This is a genomic window from Mixta calida, from assembly GCF_002953215.1.
GTDB classification, from domain to species: Bacteria; Pseudomonadota; Gammaproteobacteria; order Enterobacterales; family Enterobacteriaceae; genus Mixta; species Mixta calida.
In genome coordinates, this window is record NZ_CP026378.1 from 2,215,607 (window position 1) to 2,238,540 (window position 22,934).

Here is a 22,934-nt window from a genome sequence, read left to right on the forward strand (position 1 = left end):
AAAGGCGCCTTCCGACGCATGCGCGGAAGCGCCTTCTTAACAGGGCGCGATAAAAAAAGATTATTTTTGCTGGCTCAGATAGTCGGTCAAAAAATGCTGGGCGTTGCCATATTTTGAAAGCAGATCGCTGTAGCTAATACGATAAGGATGCGGCTCATTCGGCAAATAGAGTTCGCCAATGTTCGTTCCATCCATGCTTAATACGACAAACCTGTTACCGTTAAGCGTTACGGTATATTTCTTTTTTTTGTTCTCCCTTACCACATCCATTATTTGAATCTTACGATTCCAGGGGTGATCGATATTTACCAACTGCACCAGCGCTTTATTTTCTTCGCGCGGACCGTAGCGCAATATCCAGACTTCCGTGCCCTCTTCGCCCTGCCAGGCTTTGACCTGCTCTGCAATTTCAGGCCGTTGTTGCTTGCCATGCGCGGGGCGGCTATCCGGCGAGGCGATACCGGATTGTAAAGGGAGAAAGGTAAGGGAAGCTAAAATAAGGGCGGTCGTTAATTTTTTCACTGAACAGTTCCTTCTTTATTTTCAGGCAGCGGAAATAATAATCCATATTTATTTCCCGTCAATGTTCATCGTTCTAAAATAAGCGACAAAATCAAAAACAAAAGCGTGAAAGCAAATATATTTCCAGACAAGACTTGTAGATTTTAACAGAGTTTAATTATTTATTAGTAGATTCATTTATAAATGACCGGCCAGAGAAATGGCCGGTCATTTTATTATATAATTTCCTGGGGTTAAAACGCTTCCCAGCTATCCATCTGCGCCGTCGCCTGTACCGGTTTGTTGCGCGGCGCTGTCGGCTTCACGCTGGCTGGCCGCGCGGATACGGCGCCCGCATCGATGCGGAAGGTGGCGACCGTCTGGTTGAGATGCTGCGCCTGTTCCTGCAACAGGCTGGCGGCAGAAGAGGACTCTTCCACCAGCGAGGCGTTCTGCTGCGTCACCCGATCCAGCTCGGTCACCGCCACGCCAACCTGCCCAATACCCCGGCTCTGCTCGTCGGAAGCGGAAGAGATCTCATCCATGATGTCACGTACCTGTTTTACGCCAACGACAATGGCTTCCATCGACGCTTCCGCCGCCGCCGCCAGTTTGGTGCCCTGTTCAACGCGTGAGGAGGACTCCTCAATCAATCCTTTGATATCTTTCGCCGCGACGGCGCTGCGCTGCGCCAGGTTGCGCACTTCACCCGCCACTACCGCAAAGCCGCGTCCGTTTTCACCGGCGCGAGCCGCTTCCACCGCCGCATTCAGCGCCAGAATATTGGTCTGAAAGGCGATGCTTTCGATGACGCTGGTGATCTCGGCGATTTTCTTCGCGCTCTCTTCCATGCCAAAAATGGTTTTGATCACGCCATCCACAATGTCGCCGCCCTGCTCAGCGGTATCGGCGGCGCTGACCGCCAGCTTCGACGCCTGCAGCGCGTTATCGGCGTTCTGTTTTACCGTGGCGGTGAGCTGCTCCATGCTGGCCGCCGTCTGCTCCAGCGACGCGGCCTGTTCTTCGGTGCGCGCAGAGAGATCGGCGTTGCCGGCGGCGATTTCGCTGACGCCGGTCAGAATAGTGTCGGAACCGCTGCGCACGTTACGGACGGTATTCACTAGCGCCAGCTGCATGCGCGCCAGGCCGTTATGCAGCCGCCCCATTTCGTTACGCGCCTGCGGATTTTCTTTCACCGGATGCGTCAGGTCGCCATGTTCGATGGCGTCGATATGGTTCAGCGCCGCCGCCAGCGGACGCAGCAGCACCTGTTGTAGCACGCGCCAGCAGAGCGCAACGCAGAGCAACACCAGCACCATAACCGCCGCCATCAGCATTTTCATCTGGCTGAATGCGTGCTGGCTCTGCGCCGACGCCTGACGGGTGAGCGTGTTTACCGCTTCGCGCCAGCGATCGTAATCCGCCATCATCTCCTTCTGCTTCGGCGCAGCGTTAATGGCGAACATCCCTTCCAGACTGTGGGTGTCGGCGGTGTTCATCAGCTGCTGCAACAGCGTGGAGAACGCCTTATAGCTGGCGTCCAGCCGCAGGGTCAGCGCCGGGTCAAGCCCATGAAGCGGCGCGCCGGATTGATAAATCTGATACCAGCGCTCCGCCTCCTGCAGCTGCTGGCGGCCATGGGCGATCATGCCCGGCAGCTTCGCGCTGTTCGGGCCTTCCTGCTGGAGCCAGATCACGATGCGGTTAGCGTCGGCCCGCACGTCGTTCAGCGCATACCAGGCGTTGGTCAGCGCGGTGACTTTGTCATTGGCCGCCGAGGCGGTGGAAAAATTATCTTTGTCATTGCTGAGTGAATGAAGAAACAATCCACCTGAGGCGAGCTGTAACAAGCCAAATAGTGCGATGCAGCCAATCAGAAAGGTGGACGTTTTAATGCGGCTAAAAAAGGACATAGCTCCCTCAAAAAAAGTGATAAGCATCACATTTATCGGCAGCTTTACCGGTAACATTAGTTTATCTGCTTATTAAATATCCAGGCAAATTAACGATAATCAATGGATTGCACTTCTTTACCTGAATAATCCTACCGTTAACGCGCAAAATCAGTTAAAAAACGCTAAGCGTTCTCTTTGTCGTCGCGCTGAGCGCGGCATGCAGGATAAGGCGCAGAGTTAACCCGTCATCAGGCTGGATTGTCAGACAGGGATAGACGTATGATGATGCCGGTCAAACGGGCTGCGCGCCCTGCCGCCGCCGCGAGACGCAACCGCCTCTCGCAGCGACAAAGATTGACAATGAATCTTTGCGTAAGGCCGAAAACGATCTATGCCGTAACAAGACCTTGTTGACTTGTTAGGTTTTACTTATTGATTCAATAATGGATACGCATTAGATCTTAATCACAAATTTCGGTAACTTTCACGCTAACCTAATATGGAGGAGTAACTGATGTCTATCATTAACACCAAAATCAAACCGTTCAAAAACAGCGCGTTCAAAAACGGTGAGTTCATTGAAGTGACTGAGAAAGATGTCGAAGGGAAATGGAGTGTTTTCTTCTTCTACCCGGCTGACTTTACTTTCGTTTGCCCGACCGAGCTGGGCGACGTTGCTGACCATTACGCAGAATTTCAGAAAATGGGCGTGGACATCTACTCCGTTTCTACCGATACCCACTTTACTCACAAAGCGTGGCACAGCAGCTCTGAAACCATCGCTAAAATCCAGTACGCAATGATCGGCGACCCGACTGGCGCACTGACCCGTAACTTCGACATCATGCGCGAAGATCAGGGTCTGGCTGACCGTGGTACCTTCATCGTTGACCCGGAAGGCATCATCCAGGCTGTTGAAATCACCGCTGAAGGCATTGGCCGCGACGCATCTGACCTGCTGCGCAAAGTGAAAGCGGCTCAGTACGTTGCAAGCCATCCGGGTGAAGTTTGCCCGGCGAAATGGAAAGAAGGCGAAGCGACGCTGGCTCCTTCTCTCGACCTGGTTGGCAAAATCTAAGTTAACCGAAAGCTGTTCGATCTTTTCATCGGGTGCTGCGGCACCCGATTTTTTGCCTGGAGACCCTCATGCTCGACACCACGATGAAAAACCAACTCAAGGCCTATCTTGAGAAATTAACGAAGCCTGTTGAGTTAATCGCCACCCTGGACGACGGCGCTAAATCCGCTGAAATCAGAGAACTGCTGGGCGAAATCGCCGAACTCTCTGACAAGGTGTCGTTCCGCGAAGACAACGCGCTGCCGGTGCGTAAACCGTCATTTCTGATCACCAACCCAGGCAACACGACCGGCCCGCGTTTCGCCGGTTCGCCGCTGGGTCACGAATTTACCTCGCTGGTGCTGGCGCTGTTGCAGACCGGCGGTCATCCGTCTAAAGAGACGCAGGCGCTACTGGAGCAGATCCGCCAGCTGGACGACGACCTGCATTTCGAAACTTACTACTCGCTCTCCTGCCATAACTGCCCGGACGTGGTGCAGGCGCTGAACCTGATGGCGATCCTGAACCCGCGCATCAGCCACACGGCGATCGACGGCGGCGTCTTCCAGAGCGAAATCCAGGACCGCAACGTCATGGGCGTGCCGGCGGTATTCCTGAACGGCAAAGAGTTCGGCCAGGGGCGCATGAGCCTGGCGGAAATCGTCAGCAAAGTTGACGTCAATGCCGACAAACGCGCCGCGGATGAGCTGAACAAGCGCGACGCCTACGACGTGCTGATCGTCGGCAGCGGCCCTGCGGGCGCGGCGGCAGCAATCTACTCCGCGCGTAAAGGCATCCGCACCGCCCTGCTGGGCGAGCGCTTCGGCGGTCAGGTGCTGGATACCGTCGATATCGAAAACTATATCTCCGTGCCGAAAACCGAAGGCGCGAAGCTGGCCGGCGCGCTGAAAGCGCACGTCAGCGAATACGCTATCGACGTCATCGACAGCCAGAGCGCCAGCAAACTGGTGCCGGCGAAAGTAGAAGGCGGCCTGCACGCTATCGAAACCGCCTCCGGCGCGGTGCTGAAATCTCGCAGCATCATCGTGGCGACCGGCGCGCGCTGGCGCAACATGAACGTACCGGGCGAAGAACAGTATCGCACCCGCGGCGTGACCTACTGCCCGCACTGCGACGGCCCGCTTTATAAAGGCAAACGCGTGGCGGTGATCGGCGGCGGCAACTCCGGTGTGGAAGCCGCGATCGACCTGGCCGGCATCGTTGAGCATGTCACCCTGCTGGAGTTCGCGCCGACCATGAAAGCGGACGCGGTGCTCCAGGAAAAAGCGCGCAGTCTGGAAAACGTGGATATCATCCTCAACGCGCAGACGCTGGAAGTGAAAGGCGACGGCAGCAAAGTTACCAGCCTGGAATATAAAGATCGCGTTAACGAGACGGTGCATCAGATCGACGTGGCGGGCATTTTCGTGCAGATTGGCCTGCTGCCGAACACCACCTGGCTGGACGGCGCGATTGAGCGCAACCAGATGGGCGAAATCCTGATCGACGCCAAGTGCGAAACCAACGTCAAAGGCGTGTTCGCCGCCGGCGACTGCACCACGGTGCCGTACAAGCAGATCATCATCGCCAGCGGCGAAGGCGCGAAAGCCTCGCTCAGCGCGTTTGACTATCTGATCCGTACGCAGCCGGTAGGCTAAGACATTACCACGTAAAAGCGGCGCCCCTGGGCGCCGCTTTTTTTTGCCTGCGTTTAGCGCCGCTACCGCTGGTCGAGAAAGCGCTGCGGATGGTCGGCGGCGATGGCGCGCACGCCGTCATAGCGGCCAAACAGCCGGTAGCGGTTGCGGGCGATAAGATCGTAACAGCGGTTGCTGAGCGCCGAAGGCAGAAAGCGCAGCGCCGCCAGCAGGCGCCACGGCCAGGGCAATCCGCCCATCACGCGAAAAATGGCGTCGGCGCGCAGGTAAACCTGACCGTGGGCAATCAGCACGATGGTGCTGATCTTATCCTCCGGCAGTCCCGCCCAGCGCAGCAGCGTCTTGCCCTGCTCGCTCTGCACCGCCGCCAGCCTCACGGTGCGATAGCGGTCATAGCGCAGCAGAAAGTTGACCCAGCCGTTGCAGAGCTTGCAGGTGCCGTCATACAGCACGACCTGCTCCTCCGGCCGGATCAGCGGCGGCGTGTCGCTGTTAGTCATTGCGGATGCCGGTATCTTCATCGCTCACCGGCACCGGATCTTCCTCTTCGGTGCCGCTGCCCAGTTCGTGCAGGCTAATCTGTCGGACCGGGGCCTGCCCGATTTGGTCGCGCCAGCGATCGCTGTGGTCCGGCAGGCTGGTGAACTGGCCGTCGAGAAACAGGAAATCGAGCTGGTCGCCCAGCGCCTGCAACATCTCTTCCGGCGACGAGAAGTTTTCGCCATGCAGATCGCTGCCGTCAATCTGATACCCGATCAGCCCATCGTGCACCTCAGCCTGACCCAGCTCGATGATATGGCCGTCAATGTTCTGCGCCAGTATGGTGCCGTCGCAATAGAAAAGGTTATAGGGCATTAAATCCTGGTTACGGTTATCGGGCATAACTCCTCCTGTTTGGCTTTCAGGTGGATAAGTATAGCCGGGCTACGCCAGCCCGTTTTCTTCGCGCTGCGCCAGCTGCGTCATCATGGCGATAAACGCCTCTTCCGACACGCCGTAGAGCGAATGCTTCATGCCGAGGCGAAATTCCTCATGCAGTAGCTGATAGAGCGCGCGCAGATCGTCGAGACTGCGACGCTCCGGCTGCGCGCCGTAGCGACTGAAGCGGCGGTTCTCCAGCGCCAGCTGCCCGCCGTCCGGCAGATAACGCGCCGCCAGCAGATGGTGGCGGAAGTGAGAATGAGGCCAGGTTGAGACGAAATGGTTCGCCATCAGGTAATCAGAAGGAAACTGCGTCACCAGGTCAAAGCGGTAGAGCGGCTGCCATTCGCCGCCGCGTCGCTGGCAGAGCAACCACTCCTCGCCCAGCGATTGCAATTGATACTCGCCATGCGGCGTCTGCTGCGCGCGGTCGGCCAGCAGGCGTATCGGCGCGCTCAGCGTCGGACCGCCGAAGCCCGCGTCGGCGATCCAGAATTCTTCATCCAGCTGCACCAGCAACAGCATATGGGTGCGCGGCGGCACCGAGGGCGGCTGCGCGATGACCACGCGCGCCGCCAGACCACGGGCGTCGAAGCCCATCGCCAGTAACGCCTGTAACAGCAGCGAGTTATGCTCATAGCAATAGCCGCCGCGCCGGGCGACGACCAGCTTTTCCTGGATCGCTTCGGTTTCGATATGAATCGGGCGATCAAGCAGCACATCGAGATTTTCAAACGGAATCGTGCAGACGTGCGCATGGTGGATCTGCTGAAGCGCAACAAGCGAGGGACGGGTCGCGCCGCTGTAACCGATGCGCGCCAGATAAGCATGAAGATCAAACGACATAATTTCATCCTGGTGAAAATGATGCTTTTCTTATAGCTGATATCTGGCGCGCCGGTTGTTCTGCAATGCGCTGGGGCATCCATTCATTTTATTTGACCAAACGCACGCTGTTTTTCAATAACTGCCGCGCGCGCCAGCAGTTAATCACCAGTTCGTCATCATCGGCGCTGTCAGCCAGCCCCGATAATCGGCTGCAAAGCGCATCATAGCTTAATGGCCTTCTCTCCCGCGCCAGCGCAACGACTGCCTTGCCGACCAGCGCTAAAAACTCTTCATCCTGTTCGACTTCATCGGATAACAATGCCAATTTTTTCGCCCTCCTGTAAAAAAACATCCTTTAAATATGTACGCTCAAAAAATTTGGGGATTGCTGTAATCGATTTCTGAGACTTATCTCACGTCAGCCGACGGAACGGCAGCGCGGCGGCTGGGCAAAGCGGACGGGAAAAACTATACCTGGAAGACGAGCTAACCCCCCGTTTTCCAACTGAAATGAGGTAACGATGAAACTGACCCGCTGCGCCGCACTGTTAATGATGCTGAGTTGTCCTACGCTGGCGGCTGAAAGCCCGCCTTCCGTCGACGCATTGCCGCTGTCGCCGCCGCAGACGATGCCGGTTAGCGCCTGGCAAACGCGGGTAAATGAGGACCGCAGCATCACCTGGCGGCTTTACGCCCCGCAGGCCCGCAAAGTTTCCGTCGTCACCGGCGCCACGCCGGAGAGCTATGTTTCTCATTCGATGGAAAAAGCGGGCAACGGCATCTGGTCATGGCGCAGCGCGCCGCTGGCGCCCGACCTCTATGAATATTTTTACAACGTCGACGGCCTGCGCATTGCCGATCCCTCCAGCGCGCCCCCCAAACCGCAGCGCCAGGTGAACACCAGCCTGATTCTGGTGCCGGGCTCGCTGCTGGACGTGCGTCAGGTGCCGCATGGCGAGCTGCACGCCCTGTCCTACCATTCGCGCGCGCTTAACCGCGAGCGGCAGCTTTACGTCTGGACGCCGCCGGGCATGGAAAACAGCAAGGCGCCGCTGCCGGTAGTCTATTTCTGGCACGGTTTTGGCGACAGCGGGCTTTCCGCCGTAACCCAGGGACGCATTCCGCAAATCATGGATAACTTGTTGGCGGAGAAAAAGATCGTGCCGATGCTGGTGGTGATGCCCGATACCGAAACCGATGCGGCGGGCCTGGTGCCAGAAGATTTTATTCCGGCGCAACGGCGCAAGGATTTCTATCCGCGCAACGCCGATGCAGCGGATCGCGAACTGATGCAGGATATTATTCCGCTGATTTTACAGCGCTACCACGTGCGTGAGGATGCGGAAGGCCGCGCGCTGGCGGGCCTGTCGCAGGGCGGCTATCAGGCGCTGGTCAGCGGCATGAACCATCTGCAACAGTTCGGCTGGCTGGCGAGCTTCAGCGGCGTCACTACCGAAACGGTGCCGAATCAGGCGGTCAGCGCGCAGCTGGCGCAGCCGCAGGCGGTAAACCGCCAGCTAAAGAATTTCACCCTCGCGGTGGGAGAACGGGATAAAGTGACCGGCGCCGATATCGCCGGACTGAAACGACAGCTGGAGCAACAGGGCATCCATTTCGACTACGATCCTTATCCGCAGCTGGGCCATGAAATGGCGGTCTGGCGTCCGGCGTGGATTAAGTTTGTGCAGAAGCTGTTCCGTTAACCGACGACGGCAGACGTTTCATCAGGGGTCAGGCAGTTTTCGCTTGCCATCTGCCGGTAGCTGACATTGTCGACGCAGTCATAGATCAGGCGCAGGCCGCGTCCGCTCTCCGACAGCAGCGTCAGCGCCGCCTCGGCGTCGCTCTGCTCTTCCGTCAGCGTTTCCAGCGCGGTGGCGGCGGTGAGCAGCGCGGCGGAGATCGGCTTACCGCTGTCGCGCAGCGTAGCGATCGCCCGTTCCCTTGTCGGTTTAAGTGACGTTGTCACTTTACAAGTGCGCCTTTCGGTAGTTGTGATGAAGATTATCAGTCACCGTGTTACACAGCGCGGCAAAAACCCGTTTTTCCTGAGTGTTTAAGTGACAGTGTCACTATAAGTTCTGATCGTATTGCTGTTGCCAACGGCCCAGGCTGGGCTGCTTTCATCGTGACGCCGATAACGAGCGTCGGCGGTCAGGACCGCCTGCAGGCAGAAAATCAGATGACTCTGCGCCCAGCCGCGACGCCGTAAGCATATATATCAACTATGCTTAAGCAACGAAGTCAGCAAGCAATAGTGTAAAAAGGAGCGGTAATGAACAAGCGACTGGCGGTACTCCTGTTAATGGCAAGCTGCGGCGTGGCGCAGGCAGCCCCGGAGGTAAGCAACGAAGCGGAATCCTATATCGTGGGGCTGTGCGCCATGACCAGCGAGCAGAAAGCGACGGATCAATCGCAGGATCAATATGTACAGAAGCTGAAGGATATGGCGAAGCGTGGCAACTCCCCGTATGCCATGGATAAGCCGGAGTTTAATGAGGATGAAGCGGAAAAAGTCGCCGCCGCCTATATGAAACTGCCTGAGGCGGTAAAAGAGAAAAATCGCCACGATGCGGACGCCTGCAAAAAAGCGACGATGGCGCAGTACCAAAAAGCGGAGTAAGGATAACGGACCACGAAAAGCGGGCTGCGGCCCGTTTTTTATGGGCGAAGCTGAGTCCGCGTCAACGGCAAACAGCCTGTTCGGCGTCAACGGCAAACAGGCGGCGCAGCGCGCGCCGCCGAAGAATGGCTGTTCTCTGGCGCTACTCTTTGCCGGTCAGGAAACGGTAGATCACCGAAAGGTCCTGCTCGCCGTAACCCGCCTCAACCGCCTGCTGCCACAGCTGCGCAATATGCTGCATGCCCGGCATTGATTGATCTTCGGCGGCGTCCAGCGCCAGCTGCGCGTCCTTCAGCGCCCAGGTCAGCTGCATCTGCGGCGTAAAGTCGCCCTCTTTGATGGTGTCGAGCTTCACTTTGGCATAGGGCGCCGCCAGCGGCCCGCCTTCGAGCACCGACCAGAGATCATCGGTAGTGAAGCCAAACTGCCGCGCCAGGCTGGCGCTTTCCGCCAGGCCCTGCATCATGGCGATCAGCCAGGCGTTGACCACCAGTTTCATGCGCGATCCAGCACCCGCCTCGCCCAACCAGCGCGCGCCCTTGCTGATAGCGGCGAAAACCGGCTCGAGCTTCTCCGCCCGCTGCCGGTCACCGCTGGCCAGCACCAGAATTTGCGCGTTTTCCGCCGGCGCTTTGGTGCCCGATACCGGCGCATCGATATAGACCACGTCCGGGCGCTGCTGCGCCAGATAAGCGATCAGCCGATCGGTCGCCTCTACGCCGATGGTGCCCATCTGACAGAACACCGCGTTCTGCCGCAGCGACGACGCAATTTGTTGCAACACGCTTTCGGTCGTCGGGCCGTCAGAGAGCATCGCCAGCACCACGTCCGCGTCGGCGACCGCCTGCTGCGGTGCATCGTGCAGCGTCATGCCGTTCGCCGCCAGATCTTCGCCGCGCGCGCGGGTGCGGTTCCAGCCCGCCACCGGGAAATCTTTTTTTACCAGATTTGCGGCGAAGGCGTGTCCCATCGCACCGAGTCCCAGAACTGCTACAGAGGGATGCTGATTCATCTCGAAATCCTTCTTCATATTAAAAGGTCAGTTAATCCTGGCGCATTTTGTCACAGCGTAAATCCCCGTCGCCCCGATTGCTATCAATTCAGGCAAAAGCAATGACATATCGCCTGGCCCTGAGCGCCGACGCGCACGCCTGGCACAGCTTATGCGGTGCTAAATCAACTTTATGTGATGATGTTTTGCAAAATATGACAGACGTGCCAGGCTTACGCGCAGATGTTACGGATGGTTCATTATTATTTCCGCAGGACGCTATTGATGAAAATGATCCCTGTTGCTCAGCGGCCGGTTCGCCTTCGCACTGCGCCGGTCCTGCTTGTGTTGTGCTGCGCCAGCGCCTGGTCCGCCAGCGATGAGTCGACTATGGTCGTCAGCGCCGCGCCCGGCGGCCTCTCCGAACTGGATACGCCCGCCGCCGTCAGCGTAGCGTATGGCGACGATATTCGTCAGGCTGCGCCGCGCGTTAATCTGTCGGAAAATCTCTCCGGCCTGCCCGGTTTGCAGATCCAGAATCGGCAAAACTACGCGCAGGATTTACAGATCTCCATTCGCGGCTTCGGCTCGCGCTCTACCTACGGCGTGCGCGGCATGCGCATCTGGCTCGATGGCATTCCGGCCACCATGCCGGACGGCCAGGGGCAGACGTCCAATATCGATCTGAACTCTGTCGATCGGGTGGAAGTGCTGCGTGGGCCGTTTTCCGCGCTCTACGGCAACGCCTCCGGCGGCGTGATCAATATCGAGACCCAGAAAGGCGCACAGCCCGCCAGCGTCGAGGCAAGCAGCTATTACGGCAGTTTCGGCAGCTGGCGCTATGGGCTAAAGGCGCAGGGCGCCACCGGCGACGGCGACGGCGATCAGGCGGGCGACGTCGACTATACGGTTTCCGCCACCCGCTTCAGTACACATGGCTATCGCGACCGCAGCAGCGCGCACAAAAACCTCGGTAACGCGCGGCTCGGCGTACGTATCGATGATGTCAGCACCCTGACGCTGCTGTTTAATAGCGTCGATATTAAAGCGCAGGACCCCGGCGGCTTAACCCGCGCTGAATGGCGAGATAATCCGCGCCAGTCGCCGCGTGCGGATCAATATGATACGCGTAAAACCGTGAAGCAAACGCAGGCGGGCCTGCGCTACCAGCGCCAGATGAGTGAAAACGACGACCTCAGTCTGATGGCCTGGGCAGGCGAACGTGAAACCACGCAGTATCAGTCGATTCCCCGCGCGCCGCAGCTCAGGCCGAGCCACGCCGGTGGCGTGATTGAACTGACGCGTCACTATCAGGGCGTCGACGCGCGCTGGACGCATCGCGGCGCGCTGGGATCGCTGCCGGTGACGCTGACTGGCGGCCTCGATTATGAAACCATGAGCGAACGTCGCAAAGGCTATGAAAACTTCGTGCTGAACAACGGCGCGCCGCAGTTTGGTGAAAAAGGCAACCTGCGCCGTAACGAGCGCAACCTGATGTGGAACCTCGATCCCTACCTGCAAACCTCGTGGCAGCTGACCTCCGCCCTGACGCTGGATGCGGGCGTGCGTTTCAGCACGGTGAATTTTGACGACAATGACTTTTATGTCCGCCCCGGCAACGGCGACGACAGCGGCGAAGCGCGCTATCACCGCTGGTTGCCCGCAGCCTCGCTGAAATATGCGCTGACCGATAGCTGGAATATCTACGCCTCCGCCGGACGCGGCTTTGAAACGCCGACCATCAACGAGCTTTCTTATCGCGCGGACGATCAGGGCGGGCTGAATAACCGGCTCCAGCCTTCGACCAGTGATACGCTGGAGATCGGCAGTAAAACCCGCATCGGCAACGGCCTGCTCAGCGCCGCGCTGTTCCAGACCGACACCAAAAATGAAATCGTGGTCGACAGCTCAAGCGGCGGGCGCAGCAGCTATAAAAACGCCGGACAGACACGCCGCCGCGGGCTGGAGCTGGCGCTCGATCAACAGTTTGCTGACGACTGGCGGCTGCGTATGGCCTGGACGCTGCTCAACGCGACCTACCGCGACAGCGTCTGCGGCGATCCGACATGCAGTTCTGAAAAACAGGTGCCGCGCGGCAACCGGCTGCCGGGCATCGCGCGCAATATGGCGTCGGCGGCGCTAGAGTATGCGCCGGAAACGGGCTGGTACGGCGGTGCGGAGCTGCGCTATATGAGTCAGATCCAGACCAACGACCGTAACAGCGAGCAGGCGCCCGCCTATGCCGTCACCGCGCTGAACGGCGGCTATAAGTTCCGTTCCGGCGGCTGGGTGCTGGATCTCTTTGGCCGCGTCGATAACCTGTTCGACCGCAGCTATGTCGGCTCGGTGATCGTTAATGAAGGCAATGGCCGCTACTTTGAACCGGCGCCGGGCCGCAACTACGGCGTGGGCGCTTCACTGAGCTGGGAATTTCAGTAACGCATCGTCAGGCCGGACAATCCGGCCTGACGGTTTCACCGTTTTGTCCGGCTTTTACGGACGTGGATAGTGGATCAGATCGTGGATCAGCGTCCGCCCGTCACTGCGATTGCGGTAGGCGTGCGGCGCATCGGCGTTGAAACGCAACACCTCGCCCTGCCGCAGCAGATGCCAAACGCCTGCGATCTGCACCTCCAGCTCGCCGTCGATCACCACCACATGCTCGATCACGCCCGACGCGTGAGGCGCGGACTCGCTGAACGCGCCTGCGGCGAACTCAATCGCCAGCAGATCGAACCCCAGTTCTGCATCGAAATCGACCAGCGGCGTCACTTTCATCTGTGCGTTCTGCTGCTGAAACGGCGGCCGCTGCGCTGCGCCGCTGTTGACGTCTGCGGGCGTGATAAAGCGTGAGAACGGCACCGCGAAGCCGGTGGCGATTTTCCATAAGGTCGCCACCGTCGGGCTTGATTCGCCGCGTTCGATCTGTCCCAGCATCGCCTTGCTGACGCCGCTTCGCTCCGCCGCCTGCGTCAGACTCCAGCGCCGCTCGGCGCGCAGCGCCTTCAGCGTCTGCGCCAGGTGTTGCGCTAAAGCTTCCATCTTCTCTCCCGTGGCCTGCTTGTGCGTTATAACGCACAGTGGTATGTTGAGCGCTATAACGCACAGGGAGCAAGCATACTATGGCATTGGCGCAGCGTGAACAGCCGTTTAGCTTTACCCTTATCATCGCCGGTTTTGTGGCGACGCTGGTCGGCTATGCCAGCTCGGCGGCGATCGTTTTTCAGGCCGCTGAAGCCGCAGGCGCGACGCCGCAGCAGATCGGCGGCTGGCTGACCGCGCTGGGCCTGGCGATGGGCATCAGCTCGCTTGGCCTGTCGATATGGTATCGTCAGCCGATTCTGACCGCCTGGTCGACGCCCGGCGCCGCGATGCTGGCGACCAGCCTGCACGGCGTCACGCTGTCGCAGACCATCGGCATCTTTCTGTTTACCAACGCGCTGATTGTGCTGTGCGGCGTCACCGGCCTGTTCGCCCGCCTGATGAAACTGGTGCCGCAGGCGATTACCGCCGCAATGCTGGCGGGCATCCTGCTGCGCTTCGGCCTGGAGGCGTTCGCCGCTTTGCAGGTCGATCTGGCGCTGTGCGGCACGATGTGCGTAAGCTGGCTACTGGCGCGCTGCCTGCTGCCGCGCTACGCCATTATTATTACGCTGCTGGCGGGCCTGATGTTGGCGCTGGCGCGCGGCGATCTACATATCGCCCAGCCGCTGATGACGCTGCGCTGGCCGGAGGCCGTGATGCCGGGCTTTTCGCTGGCTTCGCTGTTGGGCGTCGGGCTGCCCTATTTTCTGGTGACCATGGCGTCGCAAAACGCGCCTGGCATTGCGACATTACAGGCGCACGGCTATCAGCCGCCCGTCTCGTCGTTAATCAGCTGGACGGGCCTTATCGCCCTGCTGCTGTCGCCGTTCGGCGGCTTTTCCGTCTGCATCGCCGCCATTACCGCCGCTATTTGCATGAGCGACGAGGCGCATCCCGATAAAAATCGGCGCTGGATCGCCTCGGCCATTGCCGGTCTGTTTTATCTGTTGGCCGGGCTTTCAGGCGGTGCGGTCGCGCTGCTGCTCACCGCGCTGCCGCCGACGCTGATTCATACGCTGGCGGGTCTGGCGCTGTTGGGCACGCTGACCGGCAGCATTCAGCGCGCGCTTGAGCAGGAAAATAGCCGCGATGCGGCGATGATAACTTTTTTAATCACCGCTTCCGGCATTACGCTGGCCGGTATTGGCGCCGCCTTTTGGGGATTATTTGCGGGCGCGGTCGCCTGGCGCCTGTTAAGCCTGCGGCGGCGGGATTAGGCGCCAGCTTTGCTCTCCCGATTATTTTACTTTGCTCGCTATTTGATGTGCGCTTATTACATTGTCGCGAAAAATGGTATCACCTGCGCCACTCATCAGACCTCATTCCAGCGCTCCTGAAAAGCGCCCCGGTTCCAGGCGGCAGGATTAATTATCCGGCTTCGCTAATAAGAACAAGAAGTTAATTACGAAGGTTTCAGGCAGGCGAAAAATAGGGTTGTACAAGACCGCAGTCTCTTGTCCAGGTATAGCGTTTTCACTTGCTCAGATATGCGATCGTTTATTGGCGGCGCTTTTTTATACTGACTGAAAGATGTCTATTTTACCTTGTGAATAATGAAAGATAATAATTAAAATCTAATTATAAAGAGGTAGGCTGAGAAATTAATTTTCTACGTATGAAATAAAACACTCCGGCTTAATTAAATAAATCAGGCCGGAGTGAAAAGGCGTTAAAAAATGGAATTGAAATTAATATTTATTCGGCGGGTTTACGGCCTCCGCCGTGGCTGTTCTGACCGCCCTTGCGCCCCGCTTCAGACGCCTTCTGCGGATTGTTTTTGAAGTTGCCGCCACTACGCTGGCCCCCCTTCTTACCTGCTTCAGATGCACGCTGCCGATCGTTTGCGAAATTACCTGCACCACCACGATATTGCGTCATAACAATTCCTCTTTTTTTAACATTCAAGTCGTCAACTTACTCCACACAGGAGATAAGCAAGCGGAACAACGTTATTAAATGTAGAAGCTGACCAACGAAGTGCAACTATTTTTATTGCGTTCAACCATCGTCCAAAAAGGTATAAGCAGTGACGCCACAGTTGTTTTAATTAACTAATTGCCTGAAAAAAACATAATACCCAGACCATTTAAGATTATTCCTAAAAGAATGAAAATTAAGATGCAAGCCCGTTTTTTTTCGTTAATCTCATTCGGGCTTGAACCGATACTCGGTAACTTCTAACAAGGGTGGATCATGTCGATAAAATGGTTCCGCTCAGACAGCGTGTGTCGCCAGAGAAAATTCATCCCCTTTATTATGGGGAACGTGGTTTTTCTTCTGCTGGAGGATGGCGGCACGTTGGTACGCTCGCGGCTGTGGCTCAAACGATACGCGCGCTTTTTTACCGAAGCCGATGCGCCCTAATGCCTTACAGACGGCCCGTTGCGGCTGGCTTGCGCGTTGCCATATGAATATCAATCAAATACGCGCTCTTTTCTGACGTTTGATTTGCCTCATGCACGGATAAAATCAACCGAATCGCCGATACCACACGATTTTCTGCCTCTGGCAGCGTCAAATAAGGGCCCTCACAGGTGGCAAAAACATTCTTACGCAGCGGAAACCTGGATGCCGTACTCGCTTTAGGTGAAAACGGCCAGCCAGTTTACCTTTCTGCGCTTCAGCTCCGCGAAACGCTACGCCTGCGCAAGCAGCAAAAACTCGCCGACTGCCTGGCAATTCCGCAGGCCAATGAGCGCGGCGACCGAATTGACTGGTACGCCCCCTTCTCTGGTCGGGTAAAATCCTGGAACGCCGCCAGCGAAAGCGAACGCCAGCAGGCGCTGAGCCAGCTGGAGAATCATCAACAAACGCTGACGGCGATCAGCCAGCGCGCGCTCAACGCCGATAAACCGGCGCTGAAACTGTTCGGTGCGCTGCTCAGTAAAGCCTTTCAGTTTCCCGATCGTCAATATGTCTATCTGGTGGATGGCCGTCCCGTCATCACCTTCTGGGGCTTCGTCGAGCTGGATAAGCGTTCACGCAGCGACGCGCTCGCGTGCCTGCGCGCCACCTTACAGCCGGAGCCGATTGACGATGAGCCGCTGATTGCCGCCCCGATGCCGAAAGTCGCCCCTACGCCTCAGCCTGAGCCGGTTATCACGCCGCCTGAACCTGCGCCCGCCGCGCCGCGCGCCTCCGCGCCCGTCAGCGCTTATCAGGCGATAACCGAACTCAGCGACGATGAGCGCGAAAGCGAAGACGCGCCGGTGGACACCGCGCCGCCTGCCGCGCCCGCGAAGCGCTCGCGTCGCCTGCTGTGGGTCGTTCCGCCGCTGGTGCTGGCGGTTGCCGCCGCGCTGGCGGTGAACTTCTGGCCGCATCTGGCTAAGCACGTGCCCATCGCCGCGCCGGAAAGCGTGCCAGAAGCGGAAATTAAGCCGCACGTCATTATTCCGGTGGCGACCCAGGCGAAATCACTGGCGCTGCGCGATACGCTGCCGCTGCGCAACGCCACCGTAGTGACGCCAGCGCCGCCTGAAACGCCGCCGCCCGCCCCCGCACCCGCGCCTGCGCCCGCCGCGCCGGTAGAGAAAGACGCGCTGGTGATGCCGCCGCCCGCTGTGCGCAACGGTTCGACGCGTTTTCTTGACGGCACCTGGCGCGTTACGTTGCAGCTCAATAATATGCGCGGTTTCAAAGCGCCCACCCTGCGCTATCAGTTCCGCGACGGCAAAGGCACCGCCACCATTGTTCAGGGCGACGGCACGCGCTGTAAGGCGGAGACCACCGCTGGCCTGATGAGCTCAGGCAACCTGGTTATCAACAGTCGTTATACCGCCCGCTGCGTTAACGGCACCCGTTACAAAATGCCGCAACTGGTATGTAAACAGGGAGATGGCGCCGCCGTGTGTGAAGCGCAATTTGGCAATGATGTCACTTACCCGATGTCGATCAAGCGTGAGAGTAAATAAGAATGCTGGCGCCCATCACTGATTTTAAACAGAAAATTACCCTGATTGCCGAAAGCGGCATCCAGTTTCTTGATTTCGCTATCTGCCTGAACGACAGCCAGCCTCGCAACTTCGTGCGCCAGACGGCCAACGGCCCGCTGCTGCGCGTGATGCCGGACGCCGCCAGCGGCCGCTTTCTGCTGCCGCAGGAGAACGGCGCGGCGCCCGAAGTGGTGAAGCCGGAGTGCTCCACCACGCTGGCGCAGTCGCTCGAGCTGCTGGCGGGCCTCTGGCTGCCGCTGCCGATCCTGCGCTGCGCCCCGCCGCGTCAGTTTATCGGCGGCCCGGAAAACTGGGCGCGCCTGCAGGTCGTGGCGCTGGATAAGCCTGACGCGGAAGGCAATACGCACCGCGTAATTCTGGCATTCGATACGCAAACCTGTACCGACGAGAGCGATGAGGCGCATTTAATGCTGACGCCTGACGACGCCAACAACGGCGTCGGCTTCGCGCTGGCCTGGCATAACTATGAGCTGGGCGAATTCCTCGATCTCACCTGGGTTGACGGCTGGCTGCGCGAAGTCTTTACCCAGCGCGCCGCCGAGCAGGAAGCACGTCACGCCCACGAAATCAAAATGGCGCTGCGCGAGTTTGAATATCAGGCGCACTATCTCAACCTGCTGGAGCTGCTGGGCACCCAGCTGGCGCTGACCGATATTCGCGTGCTGACCGCTACCCTGCAAGAGCCGGTAGTGAATGTCGATCTGATCCTCGACGTCGGCAACTCCCATACCTGCGGCATTCTGGTGGAAGATCACCCTGACGAAGTCAACGGCCTGAAGCAGACCTATGAGTTACAGCTGCGTGACCTTACTCAGCCGCACCACATCTACAATGAGATGTTCGACAGCCGCGTCGAGTTCGCCGAAGCAAGCTTTGGTAAAAAGAACTTTTCCGTCGAAAGCGGCCGTGACGACGCCTTCGTCTGGCCGTCTCTGACGCGCGTAGGGCGCGAAGCGAGCCGGATGGCGTTGCAGCGCGCCGGCACTGAAGGCGCCACCGGCATCTCCAGCCCGCGCCGCTACTTGTGGGACGAGGCGCGCTACGCCGCCGGCTGGCGCTTTAACCGCGCCGACCGCGTCGAGCCGCAGGCGATCGCCGAACCCCTGATGACCCTGATTAACGATGAGGGCGAACCGCTGTGGCAAGTCGAGGAAGATGAGCGCCTGCCGGTTTTCTCCGCCCACTACAGCCGCAGCTCGCTGATGACCTTCATGCTCAGCGAACTGCTGGCGCAGGCGATGATGCAGATGAACAGCGCCGCCCAGCGGCAGAAAATGCCGCACAGCTACGCGCCGCGTCAGCTGCGTCATATAATTCTTACCCTGCCTTCGGCGATGCCGAAACCGGAGCGGGAGATTTTCCGCCGCCGCATGCAGGACGCCATCGCGCTGGTGTGGAAAGCGATGGGCTGGCATCCGGCCGACGCCGGTTTCGAGCGTGACAGCGACAAAGCGCTGAGCGCCCGTCCGGTGCCCGACGTGCAGATGGAGTGGGATGAAGCGACCTGTGGCCAGATGGTTTATCTGTTCAACGAAACTCAGGTGAATTTCGCCGGACGCGCCGAAGCTTTCTTCGCCAGCATGGCGCGCCCCGACCGCTTGCGCGACGCCAACGAACCGGCGGGCAAAACGCTGCGCATCGCCTCGATCGATATCGGCGGCGGCACCACCGACCTGGCGATCACCCACTATGCGCTGGACGACGGCCAGGGTAACAACGTGAAAATCAATCCGCGCCTGCTGTTCCGCGAAGGCTTCAAGGTGGCGGGCGACGACATTCTGCTGGATGTGATTCAGCTCTACGTGCTGCCGGCGCTGAACGCTGCGCTGAAACAGGCGGGCCTGGCGAATCCCGACAGCCTGCTGGACAAGCTGTTCGGCTACGACGGTCGCATGGACGGCTTCTCCACGCTGCGCCAGCAGGCGACGCTCCAGCTGTTTATTCCGCTGGCGCAGGCGGTGCTGGAGCGCTATGAAAACTACGATCCGCTCGACGTCAGCGCGGAGATCGAAGCGCTTTACGGCGAACTGCTGACGCAGCGTCCCGGCGCGGCGGTGCTGGACTACATCAACGGCGAGGTGCAGCGTGCGCTCGGCGGCCAGCAGAGCTTCGATATTTTGCAGGTGCCGATGGTGGTCAGCCTGAGCCAGCTGCACGGCGAATTCCTCTCGCACCGTATGGCGATCGTGCCGGCGCTGCGTTCGATGGCGGAAGTGGTGTCGCTCTACAGCTGCGACGTGCTGCTGCTGACCGGCCGCCCGTCGCGCTTCCCCGGCGTGCAGGCGCTGTTCCGTCATCTGCAACCGCTGCCGGGCAGCCGTATTCTGTCGCTGGAGGGCTACCACACCAGCGACTGGTATCCGTTTAATAAAATGGGCCGCATCGATAACCCGAAATCGACCGCCGCCGTTGGGGCGATGCTCTGCCTGCTGGCGCTCGATTTACGGCTGTCGAGCTTCTGGTTCAAGGCGGGCGATTTCCAGCCCTACTCGACGATCCGCTATCTCGGCATGCTGGACGACAACCATGCGCTGACCGGCGATAACGTCTGCTACAGCGAAATCGATCTGGACGATCCGAACTGGACGCCGGACCGTAAAAGCAGTTTCCAGATCCGCGGCAACGTTTGTCTCGGCTTCCGGCAGCTGGATAACGACCGCTGGCTGGCGTCGCCGCTCTACAGCCTGACCATCAACGACGCGCAGCTGGCGCGCAAGATCGCGGGCGACAGCGTGCTGCGCGTGAAGCTGGCGGTAGAGCAAGGCGCACAGTCCGGCTCGCCGGAGCGCTTTGTGCTGGCCGACGCGCGTCTCGATGATGGTACGCGCGTGCCGTTATCGCAGCTTAGCCTTAAACTGAATACATTGTCCGCGAGCGGCAATGCCAATGCCCAATACTGGATTGACAGCGGGAGCGTATTTAAGAAATGAAAGCCGTTACGCTGAATCAGCAGGCCTCGCCCTTCAGCCAGCAGGTTGAGGAAATGAACAGCGGCATCGATCGGGCGTTAGCCTGGATCGATAGCCAGCGCACGCACTCATCGCGTCTCGATATGGAAGCGGATGGCCTGAAACTTTCTTTGCGTCGCGGTAAATATCAGCTGCGCCAGATGCAGCGCGCGCAGCCCGGCGAAAGCACCATCGGCTTTTACGGCCTTTCGCAGGCGGGGAAAGCGTCGCTGTTGCAGGCGCTGGTCGGCGATGCACAGGGCCGCCTGACCACGCAGCTGGCGGGCAAAGCGATCGACTACCTCACCCATATCAATCCCGGCAATCAGGATTACGGCATGGCGACCCGCTTCAGTCATGTACGCGACGTGGAAGACGCCGTCAGGCCGCTTTCGCTGACGCTGCTGAGCGAAGCGGAAATGACGCGTATGGTGCTGATGGCCTTTCTGCAACAGCCGAAAGGCGACAGCGAGGCGAAAATTCTGGAGGCGCGGCTGGAGCATTTGCAGCGCCTGCGCCAGCCGCAGCCGGTCAGCGGCTTCGCCAGCGATGAGCTGGTGGCGCTGTGGGACTTCAGCCGTCGCCAGGACAGCGGGCGCATGGCGCTGCTGAACCGTCATTTTTGGCCGCAGGCGTGCGAACTCGCCCCCTGGCTGAGCGTGGACGACCGCGCCCAGCTGTTTGCGCTGCTGTGGAATGATGATGAGACGCTGACCGCGCTCTGGCGTCAGCTGGCGCATACGCTGCACGCGCTGCATCATGCGCCGCGTGTTCAGGCGCCGCTCTCGCTGTTGGTGGATGAATCGTTGCTGCCCGCAGAGCTGCTGTTCAGCAACGCGGCGGCCACGCTGAACGGCGCGCAGGAGCGCCTGGTGGAAGTGGCGCCCTGCGTCGCCGATCGCGCCGTGCGCCCGGTGGCGCTCTCGCTGGCGGAATTGCAGCTGCTGACGCTGGAGGTGCTGATCCCGCTGTCGACGCCGCCGCGCCAGGCGCTGTTCGACCTGGTCGAAGCGGTGGATATTCCCGGCTACGGCGCCGCGCTGGATGAAGACGCGCGCTATGAACAGGCGCAGGCGGCGAGCCGTCATCCGCTGGCGGCGCGCCTGATGCGTGCCCGTCGCGCGCTGTTTCTGGAGTTTTACGGCGAGCGCCAGGGGCTGGATCGCCTGCTGGTCTGCACCGCCGCCAGCGAACGTCAGGACGCCAGTCTGGTGGGCCGCATGCTGACCCAGTGGCTGAAAACCATGCAGCGCGGCGACGGCGATAAACTGAAAGCGCAGAAACCGGTGTTGATCTGGGCGGTCACCCGCTTCGATGGCCGCTATCTGCAGAAAGTGAATATCGATGAAGCGGTGCAGCGACGGACCGGCGTTGCTGGCAGCGACTGGGGATCTATGCTGGCGCAGGATGCAGGCGGCATCGAACGTATGGCCGTGTGGCTGCAGGCGGAGGTGAGACAGCAGGATCGCCTGACGCGTCTGAAAGAGGGTTTACAGCGCCTGCGTCTGGAGCTGGGCGATCGCCTGCTGGCCAACTGGGCGCAGCCGATGAACGATGTACAGCAAAAGCAGCAGATCGCCGACAACCTGCTGAAGGCGCTGCAAACCCGCACCGGTCTGCATGGCGAGCTGCTGGAGCGGCTACAGCCTTCGCGCGAGCAGCTGCGCGCCATCTATCTGCTGCCGCAACAGCAGCAGCTGGCCGCCGCTGGCGCGCAGCACGCGCCCGCCGCGCCGAATCTGCCCAGCAGCCATTTCGGCATCGGTTTCGAATTCGATCTGTTCAGCAGCCAGCCTGCCCCGACGCTGGCCAGCGACGCTGAAGAAGCGGCGCCCGACAGCGACAGCCTGTTCGCCCATAACGTACAGCGCTACTGGATACATCATCTGCGCAGCCTGCCAGATAACGACGGCCTGCTCTCGCTACTCGGCGTCAGCAAAAGCACGTTGCAGATGCTGGTCGAGGAACTGATCACCGCCAGCTTCCGTCTGGATGTCGCTGGCAGCCTGCTGCGCACGTTGACCGAACATGAAGCGGCGAACGCGCCGCGCGAAGGGAAAGTAGACAGGCAGGTGTCGCGCGCGCTGACGGTGCTGGGTGATTTCGTCGCCTGGCTCGGCTTTCTGAAGCGCGACGCAGCGGAACGTCCCGACAGCCGCGTCAACCGCGGCCATAAGATTTTCGCGCAGCCGCAGACGCCCGCTGTCAGCTTCGGCGCGTCGCAGCGTTTGACGCGCCTTTCCGCCGCGCCAGCCAATACCACCGCGTTTTATATTTATGACTGGCTGGTTGGGCTGAACACCCTGATCGTGGAAAACAACGGCTATGCGGGCGGCAGCGATATCGACGACGACGCGCGCCAGCCTTTGCAGCAGGCGCTGAAATTGATTCAGTCCTGTTGATTCAGTCCTGATGTTACCGCGCCCGGCGGCAAGGCGGGCGCTGACCTGTTCAGCCGGGCGGCTTACGCGC

The 22,934-nt window shown here is 59.4% G+C and carries 20 protein-coding genes; 10 read left to right on the plus strand and 10 right to left on the minus strand.

Annotated elements, in window-relative coordinates; genetic code table 11:
• Positions 1-60: 60 nt before the first annotated feature.
• Positions 61-522: a hypothetical protein gene (locus C2E16_RS10465; protein ID WP_038626128.1), complete on the minus strand. Its 462-nt coding sequence runs from the start codon at positions 520-522 to the stop codon at positions 61-63.
• 233 nt (positions 523-755) lie between these two features.
• Positions 756-2,414: a methyl-accepting chemotaxis protein gene (locus tag C2E16_RS10470; RefSeq protein WP_104951633.1), complete on the minus strand. Its 1,659-nt coding sequence runs from the start codon at positions 2,412-2,414 to the stop codon at positions 756-758.
• Positions 2,415-2,910: 496 nt separating this feature from the next.
• Here C2E16_RS10470 and ahpC point away from each other — a divergent pair, with 496 nt between their 5' ends.
• Together ahpC and ahpF are read left to right on the plus strand one after the other, a co-directional pair.
• The gene (gene ahpC / locus C2E16_RS10475) at positions 2,911-3,474 is read left to right on the plus strand and encodes an alkyl hydroperoxide reductase subunit C (RefSeq protein ID WP_038626126.1); all 564 of its coding nucleotides are present in this window, start codon (positions 2,911-2,913) and stop codon (positions 3,472-3,474) included.
• A 68-nt stretch (positions 3,475-3,542) separates the two neighbouring features.
• Positions 3,543-5,111 carry an alkyl hydroperoxide reductase subunit F gene (ahpF, locus tag C2E16_RS10480; protein WP_038626124.1) on the plus strand — a complete coding sequence of 523 codons (1,569 nt, stop codon included), beginning with the start codon at positions 3,543-3,545 and terminating at the stop codon, positions 5,109-5,111.
• 62 nt (positions 5,112-5,173) lie between these two features.
• Here ahpF and C2E16_RS10485 read toward each other — a convergent pair whose 3' ends face one another.
• From C2E16_RS10485 to C2E16_RS10500, 4 genes are all read right to left on the minus strand, one after another.
• Complete coding sequence (locus C2E16_RS10485; protein WP_038626123.1) at positions 5,174-5,611, minus strand: thiol-disulfide oxidoreductase DCC family protein; 438 nt, start codon at positions 5,609-5,611, stop codon at positions 5,174-5,176.
• Positions 5,604-5,993, minus strand: a complete 390-nt coding sequence (locus C2E16_RS10490) for a hypothetical protein (RefSeq protein ID WP_104951494.1) — start codon at positions 5,991-5,993, stop codon at positions 5,604-5,606. Before C2E16_RS10490 ends, C2E16_RS10485 begins: the two co-directional genes overlap by 8 nt.
• Before the next feature lie 42 nt (positions 5,994-6,035).
• The gene (locus C2E16_RS10495) at positions 6,036-6,878 is read right to left on the minus strand and encodes an arylamine N-acetyltransferase family protein (protein WP_084970099.1); all 843 of its coding nucleotides are present in this window, start codon (positions 6,876-6,878) and stop codon (positions 6,036-6,038) included.
• A gap of 88 nt (positions 6,879-6,966) precedes the next feature.
• Complete coding sequence (locus C2E16_RS10500; RefSeq protein ID WP_133052048.1) at positions 6,967-7,185, minus strand: hypothetical protein; 219 nt, start codon at positions 7,183-7,185, stop codon at positions 6,967-6,969.
• 226 nt (positions 7,186-7,411) lie between these two features.
• Here C2E16_RS10500 and C2E16_RS10505 point away from each other — a divergent pair, with 226 nt between their 5' ends.
• Entirely contained in the window at positions 7,412-8,563 is a 1,152-nt protein-coding gene (locus C2E16_RS10505; RefSeq protein WP_409365942.1) for an alpha/beta hydrolase-fold protein, read from the plus strand.
• On the opposite strand, the gene C2E16_RS10510 is transcribed toward C2E16_RS10505, so the two are convergent.
• Positions 8,560-8,829: an ATP-binding protein gene (locus tag C2E16_RS10510; protein WP_084970096.1), complete on the minus strand. Its 270-nt coding sequence runs from the start codon at positions 8,827-8,829 to the stop codon at positions 8,560-8,562. The genes C2E16_RS10505 and C2E16_RS10510 overlap by 4 nt on opposite strands.
• Before the next feature lie 306 nt (positions 8,830-9,135).
• Here C2E16_RS10510 and C2E16_RS10515 point away from each other — a divergent pair, with 306 nt between their 5' ends.
• A complete protein-coding gene (locus C2E16_RS10515; protein WP_084970095.1) occupies positions 9,136-9,483 on the plus strand; it encodes a hypothetical protein in 348 nt (115 codons plus the stop codon).
• Between the two features lie 142 nt (positions 9,484-9,625).
• Here the strand turns inward: C2E16_RS10515 and C2E16_RS10520 are convergent, their stop codons facing one another.
• Complete coding sequence (locus C2E16_RS10520; RefSeq protein ID WP_084970094.1) at positions 9,626-10,495, minus strand: NAD(P)-dependent oxidoreductase; 870 nt, start codon at positions 10,493-10,495, stop codon at positions 9,626-9,628.
• Positions 10,496-10,765: 270 nt separating this feature from the next.
• Between C2E16_RS10520 and pqqU the strand changes: the two genes are divergently transcribed.
• Complete coding sequence (gene pqqU, locus C2E16_RS10525) at positions 10,766-12,913, plus strand: TonB-dependent receptor PqqU (protein ID WP_376783270.1); 2,148 nt, start codon at positions 10,766-10,768, stop codon at positions 12,911-12,913.
• Positions 12,914-12,967: 54 nt separating this feature from the next.
• On the opposite strand, the gene C2E16_RS10530 is transcribed toward pqqU, so the two are convergent.
• Positions 12,968-13,516, minus strand: coding sequence for a helix-turn-helix domain-containing protein (locus C2E16_RS10530; protein ID WP_038626110.1), 549 nt, complete (start codon positions 13,514-13,516; stop codon positions 12,968-12,970).
• 80 nt (positions 13,517-13,596) lie between these two features.
• Between C2E16_RS10530 and C2E16_RS10535 the strand changes: the two genes are divergently transcribed.
• A complete protein-coding gene (locus C2E16_RS10535) occupies positions 13,597-14,775 on the plus strand; it encodes a benzoate/H(+) symporter BenE family transporter (protein ID WP_052133897.1) in 1,179 nt (392 codons plus the stop codon).
• 478 nt (positions 14,776-15,253) lie between these two features.
• On the opposite strand, the gene C2E16_RS10540 is transcribed toward C2E16_RS10535, so the two are convergent.
• A complete protein-coding gene (locus C2E16_RS10540; protein ID WP_038626107.1) occupies positions 15,254-15,436 on the minus strand; it encodes a con-10 family general stress protein in 183 nt (60 codons plus the stop codon).
• 315 nt (positions 15,437-15,751) lie between these two features.
• Here C2E16_RS10540 and C2E16_RS20830 point away from each other — a divergent pair, with 315 nt between their 5' ends.
• From C2E16_RS20830 to C2E16_RS10555, 4 genes are all read left to right on the plus strand, one after another.
• Positions 15,752-15,922, plus strand: coding sequence for a hypothetical protein (locus C2E16_RS20830; protein WP_156462394.1), 171 nt, complete (start codon positions 15,752-15,754; stop codon positions 15,920-15,922).
• A gap of 170 nt (positions 15,923-16,092) precedes the next feature.
• Positions 16,093-17,472, plus strand: coding sequence for an SrfA family protein (locus C2E16_RS10545; RefSeq protein ID WP_038626106.1), 1,380 nt, complete (start codon positions 16,093-16,095; stop codon positions 17,470-17,472).
• 2 nt (positions 17,473-17,474) lie between these two features.
• Positions 17,475-20,444 carry a virulence factor SrfB gene (locus C2E16_RS10550; RefSeq protein ID WP_104951495.1) on the plus strand — a complete coding sequence of 990 codons (2,970 nt, stop codon included), beginning with the start codon at positions 17,475-17,477 and terminating at the stop codon, positions 20,442-20,444.
• Positions 20,441-22,864: a virulence factor SrfC family protein gene (locus tag C2E16_RS10555; protein WP_104951496.1), complete on the plus strand. Its 2,424-nt coding sequence runs from the start codon at positions 20,441-20,443 to the stop codon at positions 22,862-22,864. The genes C2E16_RS10550 and C2E16_RS10555 overlap by 4 nt, the downstream gene beginning before the upstream one ends.
• Positions 22,865-22,934: the final 70 nt, after the last annotated feature.

Bases quoted from the DNA above. Each gene is read 5' to 3' on its own strand.
- C2E16_RS10495 (WP_084970099.1), bottom strand. From the start codon at position 6,878: ATGTCGTTTGATCTTCATGCTTATCTGGCGCGCATCGGTTACAGCGGC.
- C2E16_RS20830 (WP_156462394.1), top strand. From the start codon at position 15,752: ATGTCGATAAAATGGTTCCGCTCAGACAGCGTGTGTCGCCAGAGAAAA.
- C2E16_RS10520 (WP_084970094.1), bottom strand. From the start codon at position 10,495: ATGAATCAGCATCCCTCTGTAGCAGTTCTGGGACTCGGTGCGATGGGA.
- C2E16_RS10555 (WP_104951496.1), top strand. From the start codon at position 20,441: ATGAAAGCCGTTACGCTGAATCAGCAGGCCTCGCCCTTCAGCCAGCAG.
- C2E16_RS10530 (WP_038626110.1), bottom strand. From the start codon at position 13,516: ATGGAAGCTTTAGCGCAACACCTGGCGCAGACGCTGAAGGCGCTGCGC.
- pqqU (WP_376783270.1), top strand. From the start codon at position 10,766: ATGATCCCTGTTGCTCAGCGGCCGGTTCGCCTTCGCACTGCGCCGGTC.
- C2E16_RS10505 (WP_409365942.1), top strand. From the start codon at position 7,412: ATGATGCTGAGTTGTCCTACGCTGGCGGCTGAAAGCCCGCCTTCCGTC.
- C2E16_RS10515 (WP_084970095.1), top strand. From the start codon at position 9,136: ATGAACAAGCGACTGGCGGTACTCCTGTTAATGGCAAGCTGCGGCGTG.
- C2E16_RS10490 (WP_104951494.1), bottom strand. From the start codon at position 5,993: ATGCCCGATAACCGTAACCAGGATTTAATGCCCTATAACCTTTTCTAT.
- C2E16_RS10470 (WP_104951633.1), bottom strand. From the start codon at position 2,414: ATGTCCTTTTTTAGCCGCATTAAAACGTCCACCTTTCTGATTGGCTGC.
- C2E16_RS10485 (WP_038626123.1), bottom strand. From the start codon at position 5,611: ATGACTAACAGCGACACGCCGCCGCTGATCCGGCCGGAGGAGCAGGTC.
- ahpF (WP_038626124.1), top strand. From the start codon at position 3,543: ATGCTCGACACCACGATGAAAAACCAACTCAAGGCCTATCTTGAGAAA.
- C2E16_RS10550 (WP_104951495.1), top strand. From the start codon at position 17,475: ATGCTGGCGCCCATCACTGATTTTAAACAGAAAATTACCCTGATTGCC.
- C2E16_RS10540 (WP_038626107.1), bottom strand. From the start codon at position 15,436: ATGACGCAATATCGTGGTGGTGCAGGTAATTTCGCAAACGATCGGCAG.
- ahpC (WP_038626126.1), top strand. From the start codon at position 2,911: ATGTCTATCATTAACACCAAAATCAAACCGTTCAAAAACAGCGCGTTC.
- C2E16_RS10535 (WP_052133897.1), top strand. From the start codon at position 13,597: ATGGCATTGGCGCAGCGTGAACAGCCGTTTAGCTTTACCCTTATCATC.